This is a genomic window from Microbacterium sp. NPDC090281 (assembly GCF_044769635.1).
GTDB lineage: Bacteria > Actinomycetota > Actinomycetes > Actinomycetales > Microbacteriaceae > Microbacterium.
Map to the genome: position 1 here is coordinate 1,168,329 of NZ_JBIVYH010000001.1, position 17,471 is coordinate 1,185,799.

Sequence of the window (17,471 nt, forward strand, 5' to 3'; positions counted from 1 at the left end):
CGCCCATGGATGCTGTGCGCATGCACGCGGCCTCGCCCGAATCGACGGCGATCGTCGATGCCGTGCTCGACTACTCTCGCCGCCGCATGCTCGCAGCCGACGTGCCGCTCGACAAGCCGCAGTCCGAGGCCGAGCTCAACCGTCTCGTCGGACCGACGATCACCGACTCGGGGCTCGGCGCCGCGCGCGCCCTGAGCGTGTTCGAGCACGTCCTCGCGCCGGCGTGCCTGACCACGAGCCACCCGCTGTATCTGTCGTTCATCCCGACGGCGCCGACCATGGCCGCGATCGCGTTCGACCTGGTCGTGTCGGCATCCGGGCTCTACGGCGGCAGCTGGCTCGAAGGCGCAGGTGCCGTGCACGCCGAGAACGAGGTGCTGTCCTGGCTCGCGAGCGAGTTCGGGCTGCCCGACACTGCGGGCGGGGTGTTCGTGCAGGGCGGCACGATCGGAAACCTGTCGGCACTGGTCGCCGCGCGCGAGGCCGCCAAGGCTCGTCTGGTCGCGGCCGGCAGAGATCTGCCGACCCGGTGGAAGATCCTGTGCAGCGTCGAGGCGCACTCCTCCAACAAGTCGGCCGCGAAGATCATGGACGTCGATGTGCTGCTGGTCCCGGCCGGCGACGACGGCGTGCTGCGGGCAGAGGGCGTGCGCGAGGCCCTCCTCGAGCACGGTGACGAGATCTGTGCGGTGGTCGCGACCGGAGGTTCGACGAACTTCGGCATCGTCGACGACATCAAGGGCATCGCCGCACTCAAGGACGAGTTCGACTTCTGGCTGCACATCGACGGCGCCTACGGCCTCACCGCGATGCTGGCCCCTGAGGCTCGGCACATCTTCGAGGGCGTCGAGCGTGCAGACTCGGTCATCGTCGACCCGCACAAGTGGCTCTTCGCGCCGTTCGACTGCTGTGCCCTGATCTACCGCGACCCCGACAGCGGGCGCCGGGCGCACACGCAGCACGCCGAGTACCTCGACATCCTGACCGACGTCGACGAGTTCAGTCCCTCGGACTACTCGATCCAGCTCACCCGGCGACCGCGCGGTCTGCCGATGTGGTTCTCGGTCGCGACCTACGGGGTGAACGCCTACCGCGAGGCCGTGAGCGCAGGACTCGCACTGACCCGACGGATCGCCGACGAGATCGCCCGACGGCCGGAGCTGCGTCTGGTGCGCGACCCGCAGCTGTCGATCGTGGTTTTCGAGCGGGAAGGGTGGGAGCGCGCCGACTACGACCGGTGGTCGGCGGCACTGCTCGACTCGCAGCGGGCGTTCGTGGTGCCGAGCTCGCACGCCGGGCGTCCGAACACGCGCTTCGCGATCCTGAACCCGCTCACCACGTTCGAAGACCTCGTCGGAATCCTCGACACGATGAAGTAGAAGGCGGGCGTCGGAGCGCCGCGCCGACTCAGCGCGTGGTGTGCGCGTCGAGGAAGTCGATGGTCTTCTGCAGGGCGGTCTGCGCGTCGGGCAGGTCGAGGTGGAACTGGTACTCGTGTGGCAGCTGCGGCTCATGCGGGGCGGGCCAGAACTGGGTCGTCACATCGACTCCGAGCTCGTCGAGCCGCTGTGCCATCGGGATCGACTGCAGCCAGGTGAGGCCATCGCCGTTGCCGCCCGAGATGTAGGTCGTCGGGAAGTCGGCGGTGACCCAGTCGACGGTCGACATGGTCGATCCGGTCGAATCCTCGGCCCACGTCTTCGTGCCCGCGTACGCCCACATCGAGGTCTTCAATCCCCATCCGGCGATGCCCTGCAGCCGTGCGAGCGCTGCGAGGTCGTACACGCCGCAGTTCAGCACGGTCGCGACGAGCTGGCCGGATGAGATAGCCGGTGTGATGTCCATGATCTCGGCATAGTCGGTGCTCGTGATCAGGGTCGCCATCTGGCTGGCCAGCTGCGCGCCGGCGGAATCTCCCGCGAGCACGATCTGCGAGGCGTCGACGCCGAGCTCTTCGGCATGCGCGTCGATGTAGGCGAGTGCTTCGTTGAGCTGGTGCACGGCGAGCGGGTACACGCCCTCAGGGCCGATCGTGTAGTTCACGCCGATGGTCGTGTACCCCTCGGCGGCGAGGATGCGCAGGTACGGGTCGACGTTCTCCTTCGCCCCGGAGATCCAGGCACCGCCGTGGATCCAGACGACCGTGGGCAGCGGGCCCGTGGCGGATGCCGGACGGAACAGATCCATCGTGGTGTCCGCACCGTCATCGCCGTACGCGACGTCGAGCTTCTCGGTGAGTTTCGTGTCGGAGACGTATTTGTCCATCTCGGCAGCGGTCTCCTCGCCGCCCTTCGTGAAGACAGCGCGGATGATCATGGCCGATGGCCACGGGGTGAGGGACCCGACGATCGCCACCACGGCCACCACGGCGACGACCACTCCCACCGCGATCTTCGTCCGATGCCAGGGGCGTCGGACGTGCTTCGGGCGTGCGGATTCTTCGGCGTGTGCGTCGATGCTCATGGACCCCTCCACCGCTCAGTGTGCCAGTATTCCGGTGCTCATCTCGTCGTTCGAATCGCGCAACTTGCCGCAAATCACGGTGGAATGCGACCAGTTGCGCGATTCGAAGGCGGCCCGAGCCACCGCCACGGGGCTCAGCCGGTCATCCCCGCGGTGAGCCGGCGCACGCCGTACTCGAAGGCGCGGTCGACGTCGCCTCCGAGGCGGAAGGCGCCGGAGAGCTCCATCTGCAGAAAACCGGTCGCCCAGGCGGTGAAGAGGCGGGCGGCGTCGAGCGCGTCGTCGTCGCCGACCAGGGCGGTAGCGGCGCGGATGAGTGGTGCGGCCGAACGCTCGAGCGCGTCGTGCGGAGCCGCGATCGAGAACATGATCCGGAAGCCCTCCGGATGTTCCTGCGCGAAGCGGCGATAGGCGTACGCGAGTGCGGCGATGTCGTCGCCGGCTGATTCGAGTCTGGCAGTGAGCGCATCTATGGAGGCGGCCGCGACGGCGGCGTGCAGGGCGTCTCGATCGCGCACCCTCTTGTACAGCGAGGGGGCCCGCACGCCCACGCGCTCCGCCACGGCCTGCATCGTGAGGCCGGAGGGGCCGGCGACCTCGAGGATCTCGCGCCCCGCCGCGACGATCTCCTCGGTGGATGTGCGTTCCGGTGTCGGCATGGGCCCTCCTGGATGGCTATTGACAATAGCCATGATAGCTACGTAACGTAGCCATCGCAATCATTCCGAGAGGATCCGCCATGAAACTCGCCCCGCACCTGCACCGCCTCGGCAACGACATCGTCGCCTCGTACCTGATCGATCTACCCGAAGGCATCACCCTGATCGACGCCGGTCTTCCCGGACACTGGCATGACCTGAAGCGGGAACTCGAGGCGATCGGCCGACCGTTGTCCGACATCCGCGGCCTCGTCCTGACCCATGGCGACGGCGACCACATCGGCTTCGCCGAACGCCTGCGTAAAGAGACGGGCGTTCCGGTGTTCATCCACGCCGCCGACAGCCATCGGGTGCGCACCGGAGAGAAGCCCAAGACCGCGATGGGGCCGGCCAAGATCGGACCGACCCTCGGGTTCTTCGCCTACGGTCTCCGCAAGAACGCGCTGCAGACGCCGCATGTCTCCGTGGTGACGGAGGTCGCCGACGGTGACGTGCTCGACTTGCCGGGCGCTCCGGTCGTCATCGGTATGCCGGGGCACTCGCCGGGGAGTATCGCGGTGCACGTGCCGGCGGTGGATGCCGTGTTCGTGGGCGATGCGTTGACCACCCGACATGTGCTCACCGGTCGCACCGGCGCTCAGCCCGCCCCGTTCACGGATGAGCCGAAGGAGGCGCTCGCCTCGCTCGACCGGTTGGGCGCCATCTCGGCGTCGTGGGTGCTGCCGGGGCATGGAGCGCCCTGGCACGGTTCGCCTGCCGACATCGCGGCGGCCGTGCGCGCCTCCGCTGCGGCCTGAAGCGGTCAGCGCGCGGCGAGCACCGCCGCGGTGTCGCTCACGGTGATCTGCGGAGGATAGAGGCCCAGCACCTGTATCGCGGCCGCATGGTTCTCGGCCGTCGAGCCCGCGCACGCGTCGGCGGCGACCGTCACATGAGCGCCCGCGTCGGCTGCGGCCAGCGCCGTCGAGATCACGCAGCAGTCGGTCGAGACGCCGGCGAGGACGACGTGGGCTCCGTGCCCGACGACGGCTTCGAGGTCGGCCCCCCACTTGCCGAAGGTCGGCAGGTCGATGCTCGGGTGCGGTGAGAGGCCGGTCGCCTCGGGGACGAGGGCGAACAGCGGATCGGTCGGCGGCTGATCAGCGAAGGGCCAGGCGGCGAAGTAGGCGCCCCAGGAGGTGGTGCGGTCGGCGGTGGGCATCCAGCGCGTCACGAGCACGCGGTCGCCGAAGGCATCCGCCAGGGCGCGGATGCGCGGCAGCGCCTCGGCGAAGAACGGCGAGCCCCATGCGGAATCGGGGGAGGCGAAGATCACCTGTGGGTCGATGATGACGAGCCAACTGTCGGTAGGCGCCTGAGCGCTCATACAGCCTCCTGGCGCCGGATCTTCCCGGCCCTGGCGAAGTAGGTCACGACGAACGAGAGCACCAGCGCGAAGAAGACACCGAGGTTCGCGTACGCCCACTCGCCGTCGCGTCCGCCGATCAGGAACAGCAGGTAGCCCTGCCAGTTGTTCCACGCCGCATCCTCGGCGAAGTTGTTCACGACCAGGCCCCAGCCGATCACGCTCGTCACGACCATGGTGCCGATCGAAGTCCAGTCCCAGGCTCCGTAGCGTCCGTTCTGGTCGAACAGGGCTTCCTCGTCGTAGTCCGTCTTCCGGCGCAGGATGTCGGCGATCAGAATGCCCGCCCACGAGGCGAGCGGCACCCCGAGCGTGATCAGGAAGCTCTGGAACGGACCCAGGAAGTCGGTCGCGAAGAACACCACGAAGATCGTGCCGATCGTGAGGATCACGCCGTCGATGGCCGCGGCAGACGGGCGGGGGATGCGGATGCCGAGGCTGAGCAGCGTCAGCCCGGAGGAGTAGATGCCCAGCACCGCGCCGGAGACGAGCGCGAGCACGGCCGTGAGCAGGAACGGCACGAGCACCCACACGGGCAGGATCGAGGCGAGCGCACCGATCGGGTCAGCAGCGATCGCGTTCATGAGGTCTTCGTCGGAGCCGCCGAGCAGCAGGCCGAACACCACGAGGATCACGGGTGCCACCGATCCGCCGATCGTGTTCCAGGCGACGATCGCCCCGTCGGATGCCGTGCGCTTCTGGTATCGCGACCAGTCGGCGGCGATGTTGATCCAGCCGAGGCCGAACCCGGTCATGACCATCACGAGCGCACCGATCACCTGGCCGATGCCGCCGTCGGGGCGAGCCAGCACGGCGGCGAAGTCGATCTCCGGTGCCGCGAGGACGATGTAGAGCACGGTCACGGCGCCTGTGACCCACGTCAGCACCGACTGCAGCTTCATGATCGTGTGATAGCCGAGCACGGATGCCGTGACGATCAGTGCGGCGACGATCGCGGTCGCGACGACCTTGAGCCACACACTGTCGCCGTCGCCCCCGAGCTGCGTGATGACGGTCGCAGTGGCGAGCACGGCCAGGATCGCGAGGAAGGTCTCCCAGCCGATCGAGGTCAGCCACGAGACGATGCCCGGCACCTTCTGGCCCTGCACACCGAAGGCCGCTCGGGAGAGCACCATGGTCGGCGCCGAGCCGCGCTTGCCGGCGATCGCGATGAGCCCGCACAGCAGGAACGACACCACGATGCCGATGACCGACACCACCGTCGCCTGCCAGAACGAGATGCCGAAACCGAGCACGAACGACCCGTACGACATTCCGAAGACCGACACGTTGGCGGCGAACCACGGCCAGAAGAGGTCTCGAGGCTTCGCGGTGCGCTCCGACTCGGGGATGATCTCGATGCCCGCGCGCTCGATGAGGCCCGGCTTGATGTCCGTCATGCTGACATCCTGGCACTGCCGCGCCGCCGCCGCGCGGACTTCGCAGGGCGGATGACGGCCGAACCGGTCAGCCGGCGAAGAACGACTGCGTCGTGCGGGTCAGGTCGTGCAGGTCGGAGACCCCGGCGAGCTCGCGCGCCGAGTGCATCGACAGGATCGGGATGCCGACGTCGACCGTGCGGATGCCCAGGCGGGTCGCGGTGATCGGCCCGATCGTCGAGCCGCACGGCACGCTGTTGTTCGAGACGAACTCCTGCGTCGCTACCCCGGCGCGCTCGCACCAGTTCCGCCACGATGCCGTGCCGATGGCATCCGTCGCGTACCGCTGGTTGGCGTTGATCTTGAGGATCGGACCCGAGCCGAGCACCGGTTGCACCACGGGGTCATGCTTGGCTGCGTAGTTGGGGTGCACGGAGTGGCCGACGTCGCTCGACAGGCACCACGACGAGGCGTAGGCCTGGCGACGCGCAGACCCGTCGGCGCCGAGCCCGGCATACACCCGCTCGAGCACGTCTTCGAGGAAGGGGCCCGCCGCGCCGGAGCGCGACTCCGAGCCCAGTTCTTCGTGGTCGAAGACGGCGAGCACGGCGATCGGACCTCCGGCCTTCGGCTCGTGCCCCGCGAGGGCCACGACTCCGGCATGCACGGATGCGAGGTCGTCGAGGCGGCCCGAGGCGAAGAACGCGTTGTCCTTGCCGAACACCGCTCCGCGTGCGGAGTCGGCGACGACCACGTCGTAGCCGCGGATGTCCGACGCCGAGACGCCGGCGGAGGAGGCGAGTTCGGCGAGGATGTCGGCCTCGGTCGGGTCTCCCAGCCCCCACACCGGCTGCGTCTCGGTCTGCTTGTCGAGGGCCAGGCCGTTGTTCACGCCGCGGTCGAGGTGGATCGCCAGCTGCGGAAGCCGCAGCAGTGGCCCGGTGTCAGCCAGCACGACACGGCCGTCGGCCAGCGCGAGTCGCCCGGCGAGACGCAGCTCGCGGTCGAGCCACGAGTTCAGCAACGGTCCGCCGTACACCTCGACCGCTGCCTGCAGCCAGCCGCGCGAACCCGTGGTCGGCTGCGGCTTGAGCTTGAAGCCGGGGGAGTCGGTGTGCGCTCCGAAGATCTGCACCGGGGTGATCGCTGCGGCATCCGTCGGCACGACCCAGGCGATCGCCGCGCCGTCGCGGACGACGACGTATCGACCGCCGTTCGGAGCGGGCCAGCCGTCCTCTTCGTGCAGGCGGGTGAACCCGGTCTCCTCGAGGCGTCGTGCGACCTCGGCGGCCGCGTGGTAGCTCGACGGCGAAGCGGCGACGAAGTCGGCGAGATCCTCGGCGTGGGCGAGGGCTGTGGGGGTGACGGGCATGTCGAGACCTTCCTCAGGAACAGCGGTCCTTCGAGCGTAGTCGCGGTCACGGTTCGGGCTCGGGCTCCGGCTCGGGCTACCTGATTACCTCCGAATCGGGTTACCCTGCCAACGGGGGAGGCGGGGAGCCTTCCGGTAACCGGGGAGTCTTCACATGCGTGCGAACACACGTCTGTCCATCCGTCGTGCAATCGCCGGGGCCACATCAGCACTGTTGCTGGCAGCAGGCCTCACGGTGGTGACCGAAGTGGTCGCACCGATATCGGCATCGGCAGCGCAGAATCCGACGAGCTGTCAGGGAACGGTCGCGCTTCAGAACGGTGGCTTCGAGGCGCCGGTGATCCCGAACGCCTCGGTGTCGCTGCTTAACCAGTCTCAGGTCCCCGCGTGGTTCACGACGGACACGCAGAGCGCCATCGAGATCTGGAGCAGCGGGTTCAACGGTGTCAGCGCAGCCGCAGGCCGACAGTTCGCCGAGCTCAACGCCTACAGTCCGAGCAGGCTCTTTCAGGATGTGGCGACGACGCCGGGGCAGACGCTCTCCTGGTCGCTCAAGCACCGCGGACGTGCCGGCACCGATGTCATGCGCGTCGTGATCGGAACTCCCACGGGCACCCTCGTCCAGAACGGCCCCAACCTCTCAGACGGCACGGCGGCCTGGGGCACCCACACGGGCACCTACACCGTCCCGGCGGGCCAGACAGTGACACGATTCGGGTTCGAGGCGGTCAGCTCGGCTGGGGGCAATGCGTCCGTCGGCAACTTCCTCGACGACATCACGTTCGGTACCGGCCCCTGCCTCATCACCACCAAGTCGGTGACCAACCTCAACCGCGCCGGCACGACCGCAGAGGTCGGCGATACGCTGCGCTACACCGTCACGACCAACAACGGCGGCGGAAACCCCGCCCTGCAGTCGGTGTCGTCCGACATCCTCGCGAGCGGGATCGACTTCGTCCCCGGCTCGCTCAAGATCATCAGCGGCGCAGGCACCGGCAACCTCACCGATGCCGCCGGCGACGACCGCGGCTCCTACACATCGGGCAACCGCACGGTGCAGGTGCGCCTCGGCGACGGTGGTACCGCCACCGCTGGCGGATCCATCGGGGTAGGAGCGAGCACCAGCTACACCTTCGATGCGAAGGTCAATCTCTCGGCCGCGGCAGGGACGATCATCAACGAGGCGCGGGTCGCGTTCCGAGACAACGTCGTCGGCCAGGACCGCACCTCGATCAGCCAGGAGACGCAGACGCCGGTGAACGCGGCCGCCGACCTCGCGATCACGAAGTCGCTCGACACCGATCCGATCGTCGCAGGACAGCCGGTCAACTTCACCATCGGCGTCACCAACATCGGCCCGCAGACGGCGACCGGTGTGACGGTCACCGACCCCGTGCCCGCCGGCATCTCGAACGTCACCGCCACCTCGCCCGGCGCAACCTGCACCGTCACGGGAACGGTGACCTGTGCCGTTCCCGACATGGCGGTCGGGCAGAGTGTGCAGATCCAGGTGACCGGCACGCTGTCGCCCTCGGGCAACCCCGGTGCCGCGCTGTCGAACACGGCGACGGTCTCCGGCACCCGCACCGATCCGAACCTCGCGAACAACACCGCGAGCGTCATGAGCACGATGTCGGCCGTGACCGACGTCTCGATCGTCAAGACCTTCTCCCCGTCGACCCCGGTCGCCGGCGAGCAGGTGACCTACACGCTCTCGGTCTTCAACGCCGGGCCGTCCGAAGCGCGCAACGTCGTGGTCACCGACCCGCTGGACCCGGACACGACCTTCATCAGCGCCGACCCTGGACAGGGAACGTGTACAGCCCAGGCGTCGATGCTCACCTGTCAGGTGGGCACGCTCGCTCCAGGGGCGAGCTCCGTCGAGACCTTCGTCGTGGTGGAGATCAACCCCGGTGCCACCGCCGTTCTCCAGAACACCGCGACGGTGACCACGAGCACCACGGACACGAACCCCGCGAACAACGTGTCGTCGGTCAGCTTCCAGCCCGACGTGATCGCCGACATCGCCGTCGTCAAGACCGCATCTGCGGCCCAGGTCTCCGCGGGCGACACGATCGATTTCACCCTCGCGGTGCGCAACCTCGGTTCGTCGGATGCTGTCAACGTCGCGCTCGTCGACACCATGCCCGCCGGATTCAGCGTGACCGGTGTCGATGGTCCGCCCGGAGTGAACTGCACCTCCACCGGAACCTCGATCATGTGCAACTGGGCCTCGTTCCCGGTCGGCGGTCCGGCGAACGTCGTCGTGCATGCGGTCGTGGCCGCTGACGCCCCCGCCGGCACCGTGACGAACACCGCGTCGGTGGCTGCTCCCGCCGCTGACCGCGACACCACGAACAACTCGAGCTCCGTCGACGTCGAGGTCGTCCAGAGCGCCGACCTGAGCATCCTGAAGACGGCACCCGCGACCGGTGAACCCGGCAGCGCCTTCACCTACACGCTCACGGTCGCGAACGGCGGTCCGTCCGTCGCTCGCGGCGCCTCGCTCACCGACACCCTCCCGGCCGGCTTCCTCGATGCCACCGTCAACGACCCCGGTTGCTCGATCGTCGGTGGAACGGTCGGATGCGAACTCGGTGACATCGCTCCGGGCGGCTCCGTCGTCGTCCAGGTGACGGGCACGTGGAGCACGACGGCCACCGGCGTCGTCTCGAACACGGCGACGACCACCTCGTCGACGCCCGATCCGAACACCGGCAACAACACCTCGACGGTCAACGTGACCCTCGCTCCGAACGCCGATGTGAGTGTCGTGAAGACCACGTCGACCCCGACCGTGCCGCTCGGGGGTGTGGCCACGTTCGAGGTGACCGTGACCAACGGCGGACCCTCGGCCGCTGCCGGCGTCGTGGTCGAAGATCTCCTGCCCGTGGGCTTCATGCTCACCGGCGCCACCCCGTCCATCGGCACCTGGTCTGCGGAGGACGCACGCTGGACCGTCGGCACCCTCCTGCCCGGTGAATCCGCGATGATCACGGTGACGGCATCCGTCCACCTGGAGGGGGCGCTCACGAACACCGCGACGGCGAGTTCGCGGACGCCGGATCCCGACCTGTCCAACAACACCGACACGGCGACCGTCACCGTGACCCCGTCGGCAGACCTCGCGATCGTGAAGACGATCTCGGCGAACCCGGCGCCGCTCAACGGTCTCGTGACCTACACGCTCGTCGTGACCAACAACGGGCCGAGCATCGCCTCAGCCGTCGCGGTCTCCGACTCCCTTCCCGCAGGACTGCTGAGCCCGACGAGCACCACCCCCGGTTGCACGATCACGGGTTCGCAGCTCGAGTGCACCCAGCCCACCCTCGCTGTCGGCGCGACCTTCACGGCGACCGTGAGTGGAACGGTCGATCCGTCGATTGCGGGCACGACGCTGTCGAACACGGCGACGGTGACCTCGACGACTCCCGACCCCGACCCGAGCGACAACACGTCGAACGTGACGGTCCCGGTGTCAGGCACCCCGCAGGTCGAGCTCGTGAAGAGCGTCGGCACCCCGATCGACAGCAACGCTGATGGTCGGATCGGCGCGGGTGACACGGTCGCCTACACCTTCACCATCCGCAACACCGGCGACGTCACCCTGACCAGCGCCGCGATCACCGACCCGCTCCTGGGCGGCGCCGTGGCCTGCGCCGCCTTCGCCACACCGCTCGTGCCGGGTGGCTCGGTCACCTGCGCTCCGGTCTCGTACACGCTCACCCAGGCGGACGTGGACGCCGGAACGGTGCACAACACCGCTTCGGTGGTGGCGCAGTCGACACAGGGACCCGCAAGCGACGACGCCGAGGCGAACGTCACGATCGCGGCGACCAACAGCATCAACCTCGCCAAGACGCCCGCGACGGTCGTCGATGTGGACGGCGACTCGGCCGTCGGCGCCGGTGACACCGTGGACTACACGTTCACCGTGACCAACAACGGGACCACGACACTGCAGAACGCCGTGATCACCGACGCGATGCTCGGCGGCACCGTGGTCTGCGCTGAGCTGGGCGGTGTCTCGCTCGCGCCCGGCCAGACGGTCTCCTGCGCCCCTATCACCTACACCCTCACGCAGGAGGACATCGACGGCGGCCTCGTGCACAACGAAGCCTCCGTCACGGCGAACGCGCCGATCGGCACGGTGTCCGACACCGCGCAGGCCGATGTCGACATCACCGGTACCGCCGCGATCAACCTGGTCAAGAACGTCGGGCGCGTGCTCGACGCCAACGGCGACGGCTTCATCGGGGCCGGCGACACGGTGGAGTACACCTTCACGGTCCGCAACCTCGGCACCACGACGCTCGCCGGTGTCACGGTCTCCGATCCCCTCCTCGGTGCCGGCACGCTCTGCACGATCGGGGCTCTCGCGGTCGGGGGCTCTGCAGACTGCGGGCCGTTCACCTACACGCTGACGCAGGCCGATTTGGAGGCCGAGATCGTCCGCAACACGGCCACGACGAACGGCACGAGTCCGCTCGGGCCGGTGACCGATGACGCATCGGCAGACGTCGTCATCACGGGAACCAGCGCGATCGAACTGACCAAGACGGCCGGAACGATCGATCTCGGAGCCGACGGCAGGGTCGGCGCCGGTGACACGGCCGGCTACACGTTCACGATCCGCAACACCGGCACGACGGTCCTCCGCGACATCGTGCTCGATGACCCGCTGCTCGGCGGAGCCATCGACTGCCCGGCACTCGTCGGCCTCGAACTGAACCCGGGCGACGACGTCGCCTGTGGTCCGGTCGACTACACGCTCACGCAGCAGAACGTCGACGAGGGGACCGTGCACAATGTGGCCACCGTCGAGGGGCAGTCGCGCAACGGCAGCGCCGAAGATGAGGCAGAGGCCGATCTCCGGGTCGCCGGCACCGACGACATCTCCCTGCTGAAGTCCGCGGCGGCCGTCGTCGATGCGAACGGCAACGGACGCACGGATGCCGGAGACACGATCGCCTACACGTTCACGGTGACGAACGAGGGCACCACGACCCTCACGGGCGTCTCGGTCAGCGATCCGCGTCTCGGCGCGGCCGTCACCTGCGATGCGACCGAGCTCGCCCCGGGGGAGTCGACCGTCTGCGCGGCGGGGGCTCCGGCGGTCCTCACACAGGCGGAGATCGATGCGGGTGAGATCGAGAACACGGCGACCGCGACCGGCACCGGCACCTCGGAGATTCCCCCGGTCGACACCGACACCGTGGAGACCCCGCTCGTGGCGCAGCCCGCGATCGCCCTCGTCAAGACCGGCGGCGACTACGTCGACGTCGATCGCGACGGCAAGATGAATGCGGGTGACACGATCGCGTTCCGGTTCACGGTGACCAACACCGGCGCGGTGACGCTGACCGACGTGAAGATCGACGACCCGAAGTTGGGCGGTGCCATCGCGTGCACGATCCCCGACCTCGCGCCGGGCGCGACGGCGAACTGCGGACCGGCGACCTACGTCCTCACCGCGGCGGATGTCGCATCGACCAAGGTCGTCAATGTCGCCACCGTCAGCGGCATCGGTGCGACCGTGACGGTCACTGCGGCCGCCACGGCCACGGTCGACCTGAGCGGACTCGCGGCGACCGGTGGCGTGATCACCGGGATCGGCTGGGCGCTCGCGCTGCTCGCGATCGGAGCCCTGGTGTTCCTGATCGCCCGCGTGCGACGTCGCGAAGTCGAGGTCTGACGCCGGCCCGTCTGACCAAGCGCCCCGCTCGAGGTTCGAGCGGGGCGCTTGCTCGTTTCCCGGGCGTTCACCCTGGCGCGCTACGGTTGTCTCGATAGCGCCTAGGGTTCCGGGGTTCGCACCCGTCTGGTCCGAGCGGCGCCACGGCCCTCCTCCGCAGGAGAGCCGTCATCTGACAGGACAAAAGCCCGGAGGACCCTGTTCGTCGCGCCGCGCGCCGAACGGAAGGGTCTCGTCGTGTCTCCCCTCGCGTTCATCCTGGTCTTCGGCGCAGCCATCGCCCACGCCGCGTGGAACATCATCGCCCACGGCATCAGCAGGGCCGGAGCTCCGTTCCTGTGGTGGGGCGCCGTCGCCAGCACGGTCGTGTGGGGCGGCGCCGTGCCGTTCACGGGTGGTCTCGGTGCCGACGATCTCGGATCGTTCGTCCTCGGTGTCGCTGTCTCCTCAGTCCTGCACGTCGGGTACATGGCGGTGCTGCAGCGGGGGTACCGCGAGGGGAATCTCTCCACGGTCTATGCCACCGCGCGGGGCACCGGCCCGTTCCTATCGGTGATCGTGGCCGTGCTGCTGTTGGGCGAGCGTCCGTCGGCCATCGCGCTCGTCGGCGTCGCGGCCGTGATCGTCGGAGTCGTCGCGATCGGACTCGTCGACCGGGGGAGCGGCGGCGGTGCTCGGAGGATCGACCCCGGCATCGTCTTCGGTCTGCTCACCGGAGTGGCGATCGCGGTCTACACGATTTGGGACGCACACGTGGTGCGCACCTGGAACCTCTCGCCGGTCGCCTTCATGGTCGGCACCACACTGCTTCAGGTGCCCTTCTACTCGATTGCCGTGCGCAGGCGCTGGGGCGCGGTCTGGGCGCTCGGACGCACGCAGTGGCGCCGTATCCTCGTCTTCGGCATTCTGTCGCCGCTGTCGTACATCCTGGTGCTGACGGCGATCCAGATCGCGCCGGTGGCGCTTGTCGCCCCGCTGCGCGAGGTGAGCGTCGTACTGGTGAGTCTCTTCGGGGTGTTCGTGCTGCGGGAATCGCGGCCGGGCTGGCGGATCGCGGCGTCGCTCGTGGTCGTCGCCGGGATCGTGCTGCTCGCGGTCTGATCAACGGTCCCGCTGTAGCGTATGCACGCAAGTAGCGAATTGTCGCTCTGGTGCAATGGTGCAAGGAAGTGAGTGTGATGGTCGCGATGAAACCGAGTTGTTCAACGATGCCCTTCTGGTGGCAGGTGGGCGTGTTGCTCGGAATCTATGTCCCGCCGTACCCCTGCTCTTGAGGTGACGCGACATGGTCCGTCGGACTCTGTGAGCCTCGTCATCTTCCGCTGGAACCGCGAGCAGATCCTGCTCGCCATCTGATCAGCGGAAGTTGACGAGCCCGGCGTGCGCGGCGGTGACGAGGATCTGTACGCGGTCGCGCAGGTGCCACTTGGACATCATGCGTCCGAGGTGGGCTTTCACCGTGCCCTCGGAGACGATCAGCGTCTTGGCGATCTCCGCGTTCGACATGCCCTGTGCAAGGCACTGGAGCACCTCGACCTCACGGTCGGTGAGCGGCTCGAGAGCAGCGGCATCCGCGGCGACAGGGGTGGATGCGCGGACGTGCTTGATCAGCATCGATGCGATCCGGGGAGACAGCGAGCTCGCACCGCTGTGCACCTCGCGGACGCCTGCGACGATGTCTTCTGCGCTGGAGTCCTTGAGCAGGTAGCCGGATGCGCCGGCGCTCAGCATCGGAAGCACGGTGTCGCTGCCGTCGAGGGTGGTCACGGCGAGAACGCGGACGTGCGGCCAGCGCTCGGCGATCACGCCGGTGGCCTCGATGCCGTCCATCTCGGGCATCTGCACGTCCATCATCACGACGTCGGGCTGTTCGCGTTCGACGGTGGCGATCGCTTCGAGGCCGTCCTCTGCCTGCGCGATCACCTTGATCTCCGGGTCGCGGGAGACGAAGTGCGACAACGCCGAACGGACGAGTGGATCGTCGTCGACGATCACGACACGGATTTCCTGCATAGGGGGAAGCCTAACGGCGCGAGCACCTCATCGTCCGCATGTAGACCTTTGGCTAAAAACCTCTGGACCTGAGACAGATGTGCCCTGAGAAGATCGCCGAGAAGATGAATACAGACATCGACGAACGACTACATAATGGAGGTGAACGTAATGACTTTCTGGCAGCAGGTTGGCAAGTTTTTTGGTCTCGTCCGCTAGCGTACCTGGCGAATAGGAGATAGTGAACCATGGCCTTCGACCAGTCGACTCGACGATCCGCGGATTCGTTCCGGTTGACTCGGGGCGAGAAGCTCAGCGCGATCGAGCGAATCGTCGTCTTGGTCATCGTCACCATCACCGTCGCCACGGACGTCATAGGCTTTTTCACCACACCGGGTGTGAATCCGGTCGCCCTGTTGGTGAGCGTCGCATGCACAGCAGCGTTCGCTCTCTACCTCTGGAATCCGCTCATCGCGACATGCGCCCTCGGCGTCGTGTTCGCGACTTCATTTCTCGTGGGAACCGAGTCCCAGGTTCTGACCGCCGCCGCTGTCGCGGCCGGGCTGGTCATGAGGCTGGGGTGGACTTCCCTGATCCTGTCGTACACCGGTGCGTTCCTCATCGCCGCAGCAGTCGTCGCCAACGGCGACGCTGATACCGATGTGAACGTCGGTCTCTTCCTCATCTTCGCCACGGTGGCGGGAGCTGTCGGGTTCGCCCTGCGGCTCGCCTTCGCCCGGGGGAGTCGCCTCGAGCGTGAGCTCGAGGAGAGAGCAGAACAAGAACGTCAGGCCGTACTCGCCGAGCGACGATGGATCGCCGGTGAGTTGCACGACAGCATCGCGCACCACCTCACGGTGGTGGCGCTGCACGTGCAGATGCTCGAAGACCCTGCGACCAGCAATGACTCGCAGGAAGCGATCCGCGTCGCCGCACGCAAGGCGATGACCGATCTCCGCTTCGTGATCGAACTAGCCGATGATGGACCGCAATCGTCCAGCGTGCAGACGGGCGACCTCGTTGCAGCGATCGACGAGGCGCAGGGCGAGTTCGAGGCCGCGGGTCATTCCGTGGCCCGTGAAGGCGACCCCGCCGATGAGCGCATCCCTCGAGCGGTCGAGATCGTCCTCGCGCGCATCATGCGCGAGTCCGCCACGAACATCCTCAAATACGCAGGTCCCGGCGAGGTGAAGATCGACCTCGCGGTAGACGACGAGGTCGCGCACCTCACGCTGCAGAGCCCCCTCCCGACCACACCGCGCCGTGAGCTCTCCTCCAGTCGCACCGGCCTCGGCCGGATGGCTGAGCGCGTCATGGGCGCGAGCGGCGAGTTCAGTGCCGGCGAAGTCGATGGATTCTGGGTCGTGTCGGCCCGACTTCCGGTCGTCTGATGCTCTAGAGTGTGTGAGCACACCTTTTCGATATCCGCGAGAACCTAGACGAAAGTCTAGAAGAGTCTCGACGTTCGACCCTTCGAAACGGCTTGTGAGCAGTCATATCCTGGAGGCTCCCCAGATAAAGCGTCCCCAGCGCTGCGATCGCGAGCGCGGTCTTTCTGGCTTCTGAAACACTTTGCGCGCTCGCGATCGCCTTTCTGTGTTAACGGCCGATCTCCGGCCTCCGAGCGGCCGCTTCTCGCGTGCTCCGCTACGCGCCGACCGCCCGCATGTAGTGTCCGTCGGTGGAGATTCCGGATGCTGCGACCGTGAACCGCACGACCTCGCTCAGGTAGCGATCCTCCGAGGCCTCGAAGATCCGTCCCTCCGCGTCACGCGATGTGCGGGTGAGCCTCAGGATGGGCGTGCCACGTGGGACCCGCAGCAGCGCGGCATCCTGTTCGTCGGCGGCCACGGCATCGATCACGTGCTGCAGCGTGACGATCGGGTGTCCGACGGAGGACAGGTACTCCGTGATCGAGACCTCGTCGAGGTTCACCTCGAACAGCCGCCGACCGGCGACCTCGGTGTAGTTGAGGCGCTCGAGCATGGTCGGACGTCCGTCGAGAAGACGCAGGCGCACCACGCTCACGATCGTGTCGTCCGCTCCGAGCCCGAGCGCCGCCCCCATCTCGCCCGCGCGGCGCAGGCTCAGCTCCTGAGTCTGCGCGCCCGGCGCGACGCCGAGCTCCCGCGCCCAGCGCGTGAACGGCACCGAGACGTCGACGGCCTGATTCGCCTTGCGGGCGACGACTCGCGCCGGGCGCCCGCGGCTGGTCTCGATCAGGCCCTCGCCGCGAAGAGCTGCGAGGGCGTTGCGGATCGGTCCTCGAGACGTGCGCCACTTCTCGGCGAGATCCGCCTCGGTCGGCACGTCGTCACCAGGACGCAGCGCGCCCGCAGTGATCTGCGCGCGAAGGTCATCGGCGATCTGGGTGTACACAGCTTCTGCCACATAGGCACATTACTTCGTCAGCCCGGGCGGCGCGAGCACGTTTCGGGAGTGTTCATCCAGAAGAATGCTGGGTAAACGAGCTCTGAACTCTTCCGAGTTAGGTACATATCTCGAC

Annotated in this window: 12 protein-coding genes; 5 read left to right on the forward strand and 7 right to left on the reverse strand. The window is 67.8% G+C overall.

The genetic code is table 11. The features are described from left to right. The first annotated feature begins 5 nt into the window (after positions 1–5). Positions 6–1,379 (forward strand): pyridoxal phosphate-dependent decarboxylase family protein, encoded by a 1,374-nt coding sequence (locus tag ACIQTX_RS05560; RefSeq protein WP_402969937.1) that lies wholly within the window; start codon positions 6–8, stop codon positions 1,377–1,379. A 28-nt stretch (positions 1,380–1,407) separates the two neighbouring features. Here ACIQTX_RS05560 and ACIQTX_RS05565 read toward each other — a convergent pair whose 3' ends face one another. Both ACIQTX_RS05565 and ACIQTX_RS05570 read right to left on the reverse strand, forming a co-directional pair. Continuing rightward, positions 1,408–2,463 carry an alpha/beta hydrolase gene (locus ACIQTX_RS05565; protein WP_402969940.1) on the reverse strand — a complete coding sequence of 352 codons (1,056 nt, stop codon included), beginning with the start codon at positions 2,461–2,463 and terminating at the stop codon, positions 1,408–1,410. A 134-nt stretch (positions 2,464–2,597) separates the two neighbouring features. Then, positions 2,598–3,122: a TetR/AcrR family transcriptional regulator gene (locus tag ACIQTX_RS05570; protein WP_402969943.1), complete on the reverse strand. Its 525-nt coding sequence runs from the start codon at positions 3,120–3,122 to the stop codon at positions 2,598–2,600. A gap of 80 nt (positions 3,123–3,202) precedes the next feature. Between ACIQTX_RS05570 and ACIQTX_RS05575 the strand changes: the two genes are divergently transcribed. Then, a complete protein-coding gene (locus tag ACIQTX_RS05575) occupies positions 3,203–3,919 on the forward strand; it encodes an MBL fold metallo-hydrolase (RefSeq protein ID WP_402969946.1) in 717 nt (238 codons plus the stop codon). 5 nt (positions 3,920–3,924) lie between these two features. On the opposite strand, the gene ACIQTX_RS05580 is transcribed toward ACIQTX_RS05575, so the two are convergent. From ACIQTX_RS05580 to ACIQTX_RS05590, 3 genes are all read right to left on the reverse strand, one after another. Then, complete coding sequence (locus tag ACIQTX_RS05580) at positions 3,925–4,488, reverse strand: cysteine hydrolase family protein (protein WP_402969949.1); 564 nt, start codon at positions 4,486–4,488, stop codon at positions 3,925–3,927. Continuing rightward, on the reverse strand, positions 4,485–5,927 hold the full coding sequence (locus ACIQTX_RS05585; protein ID WP_402969952.1) for a purine-cytosine permease family protein: 1,443 nt from the start codon (positions 5,925–5,927) through the stop codon (positions 4,485–4,487). The genes ACIQTX_RS05580 and ACIQTX_RS05585 overlap by 4 nt, the downstream gene beginning before the upstream one ends. A gap of 67 nt (positions 5,928–5,994) precedes the next feature. Then, positions 5,995–7,278 (reverse strand): M18 family aminopeptidase, encoded by a 1,284-nt coding sequence (locus ACIQTX_RS05590; RefSeq protein ID WP_402969955.1) that lies wholly within the window; start codon positions 7,276–7,278, stop codon positions 5,995–5,997. Between the two features lie 154 nt (positions 7,279–7,432). Between ACIQTX_RS05590 and ACIQTX_RS05595 the strand changes: the two genes are divergently transcribed. Beyond that, complete coding sequence (locus tag ACIQTX_RS05595) at positions 7,433–12,973, forward strand: hypothetical protein (protein ID WP_402969958.1); 5,541 nt, start codon at positions 7,433–7,435, stop codon at positions 12,971–12,973. Between the two features lie 237 nt (positions 12,974–13,210). Further along, positions 13,211–14,074: an EamA family transporter gene (locus ACIQTX_RS05600; RefSeq protein WP_402969961.1), complete on the forward strand. Its 864-nt coding sequence runs from the start codon at positions 13,211–13,213 to the stop codon at positions 14,072–14,074. Positions 14,075–14,329: 255 nt separating this feature from the next. Here the strand turns inward: ACIQTX_RS05600 and ACIQTX_RS05605 are convergent, their stop codons facing one another. Beyond that, the gene (locus tag ACIQTX_RS05605; protein WP_402969964.1) at positions 14,330–14,986 is read right to left on the reverse strand and encodes a response regulator; all 657 of its coding nucleotides are present in this window, start codon (positions 14,984–14,986) and stop codon (positions 14,330–14,332) included. 227 nt (positions 14,987–15,213) lie between these two features. On the opposite strand from ACIQTX_RS05605, the gene ACIQTX_RS05610 reads away from it, so the two are divergent. Then, a complete protein-coding gene (locus ACIQTX_RS05610; protein WP_402969967.1) occupies positions 15,214–16,356 on the forward strand; it encodes a sensor histidine kinase in 1,143 nt (380 codons plus the stop codon). Between the two features lie 256 nt (positions 16,357–16,612). Here the strand turns inward: ACIQTX_RS05610 and ACIQTX_RS05615 are convergent, their stop codons facing one another. Continuing rightward, the gene (locus ACIQTX_RS05615; protein ID WP_402969970.1) at positions 16,613–17,356 is read right to left on the reverse strand and encodes a GntR family transcriptional regulator; all 744 of its coding nucleotides are present in this window, start codon (positions 17,354–17,356) and stop codon (positions 16,613–16,615) included. Positions 17,357–17,471 lie beyond the last annotated feature (115 nt).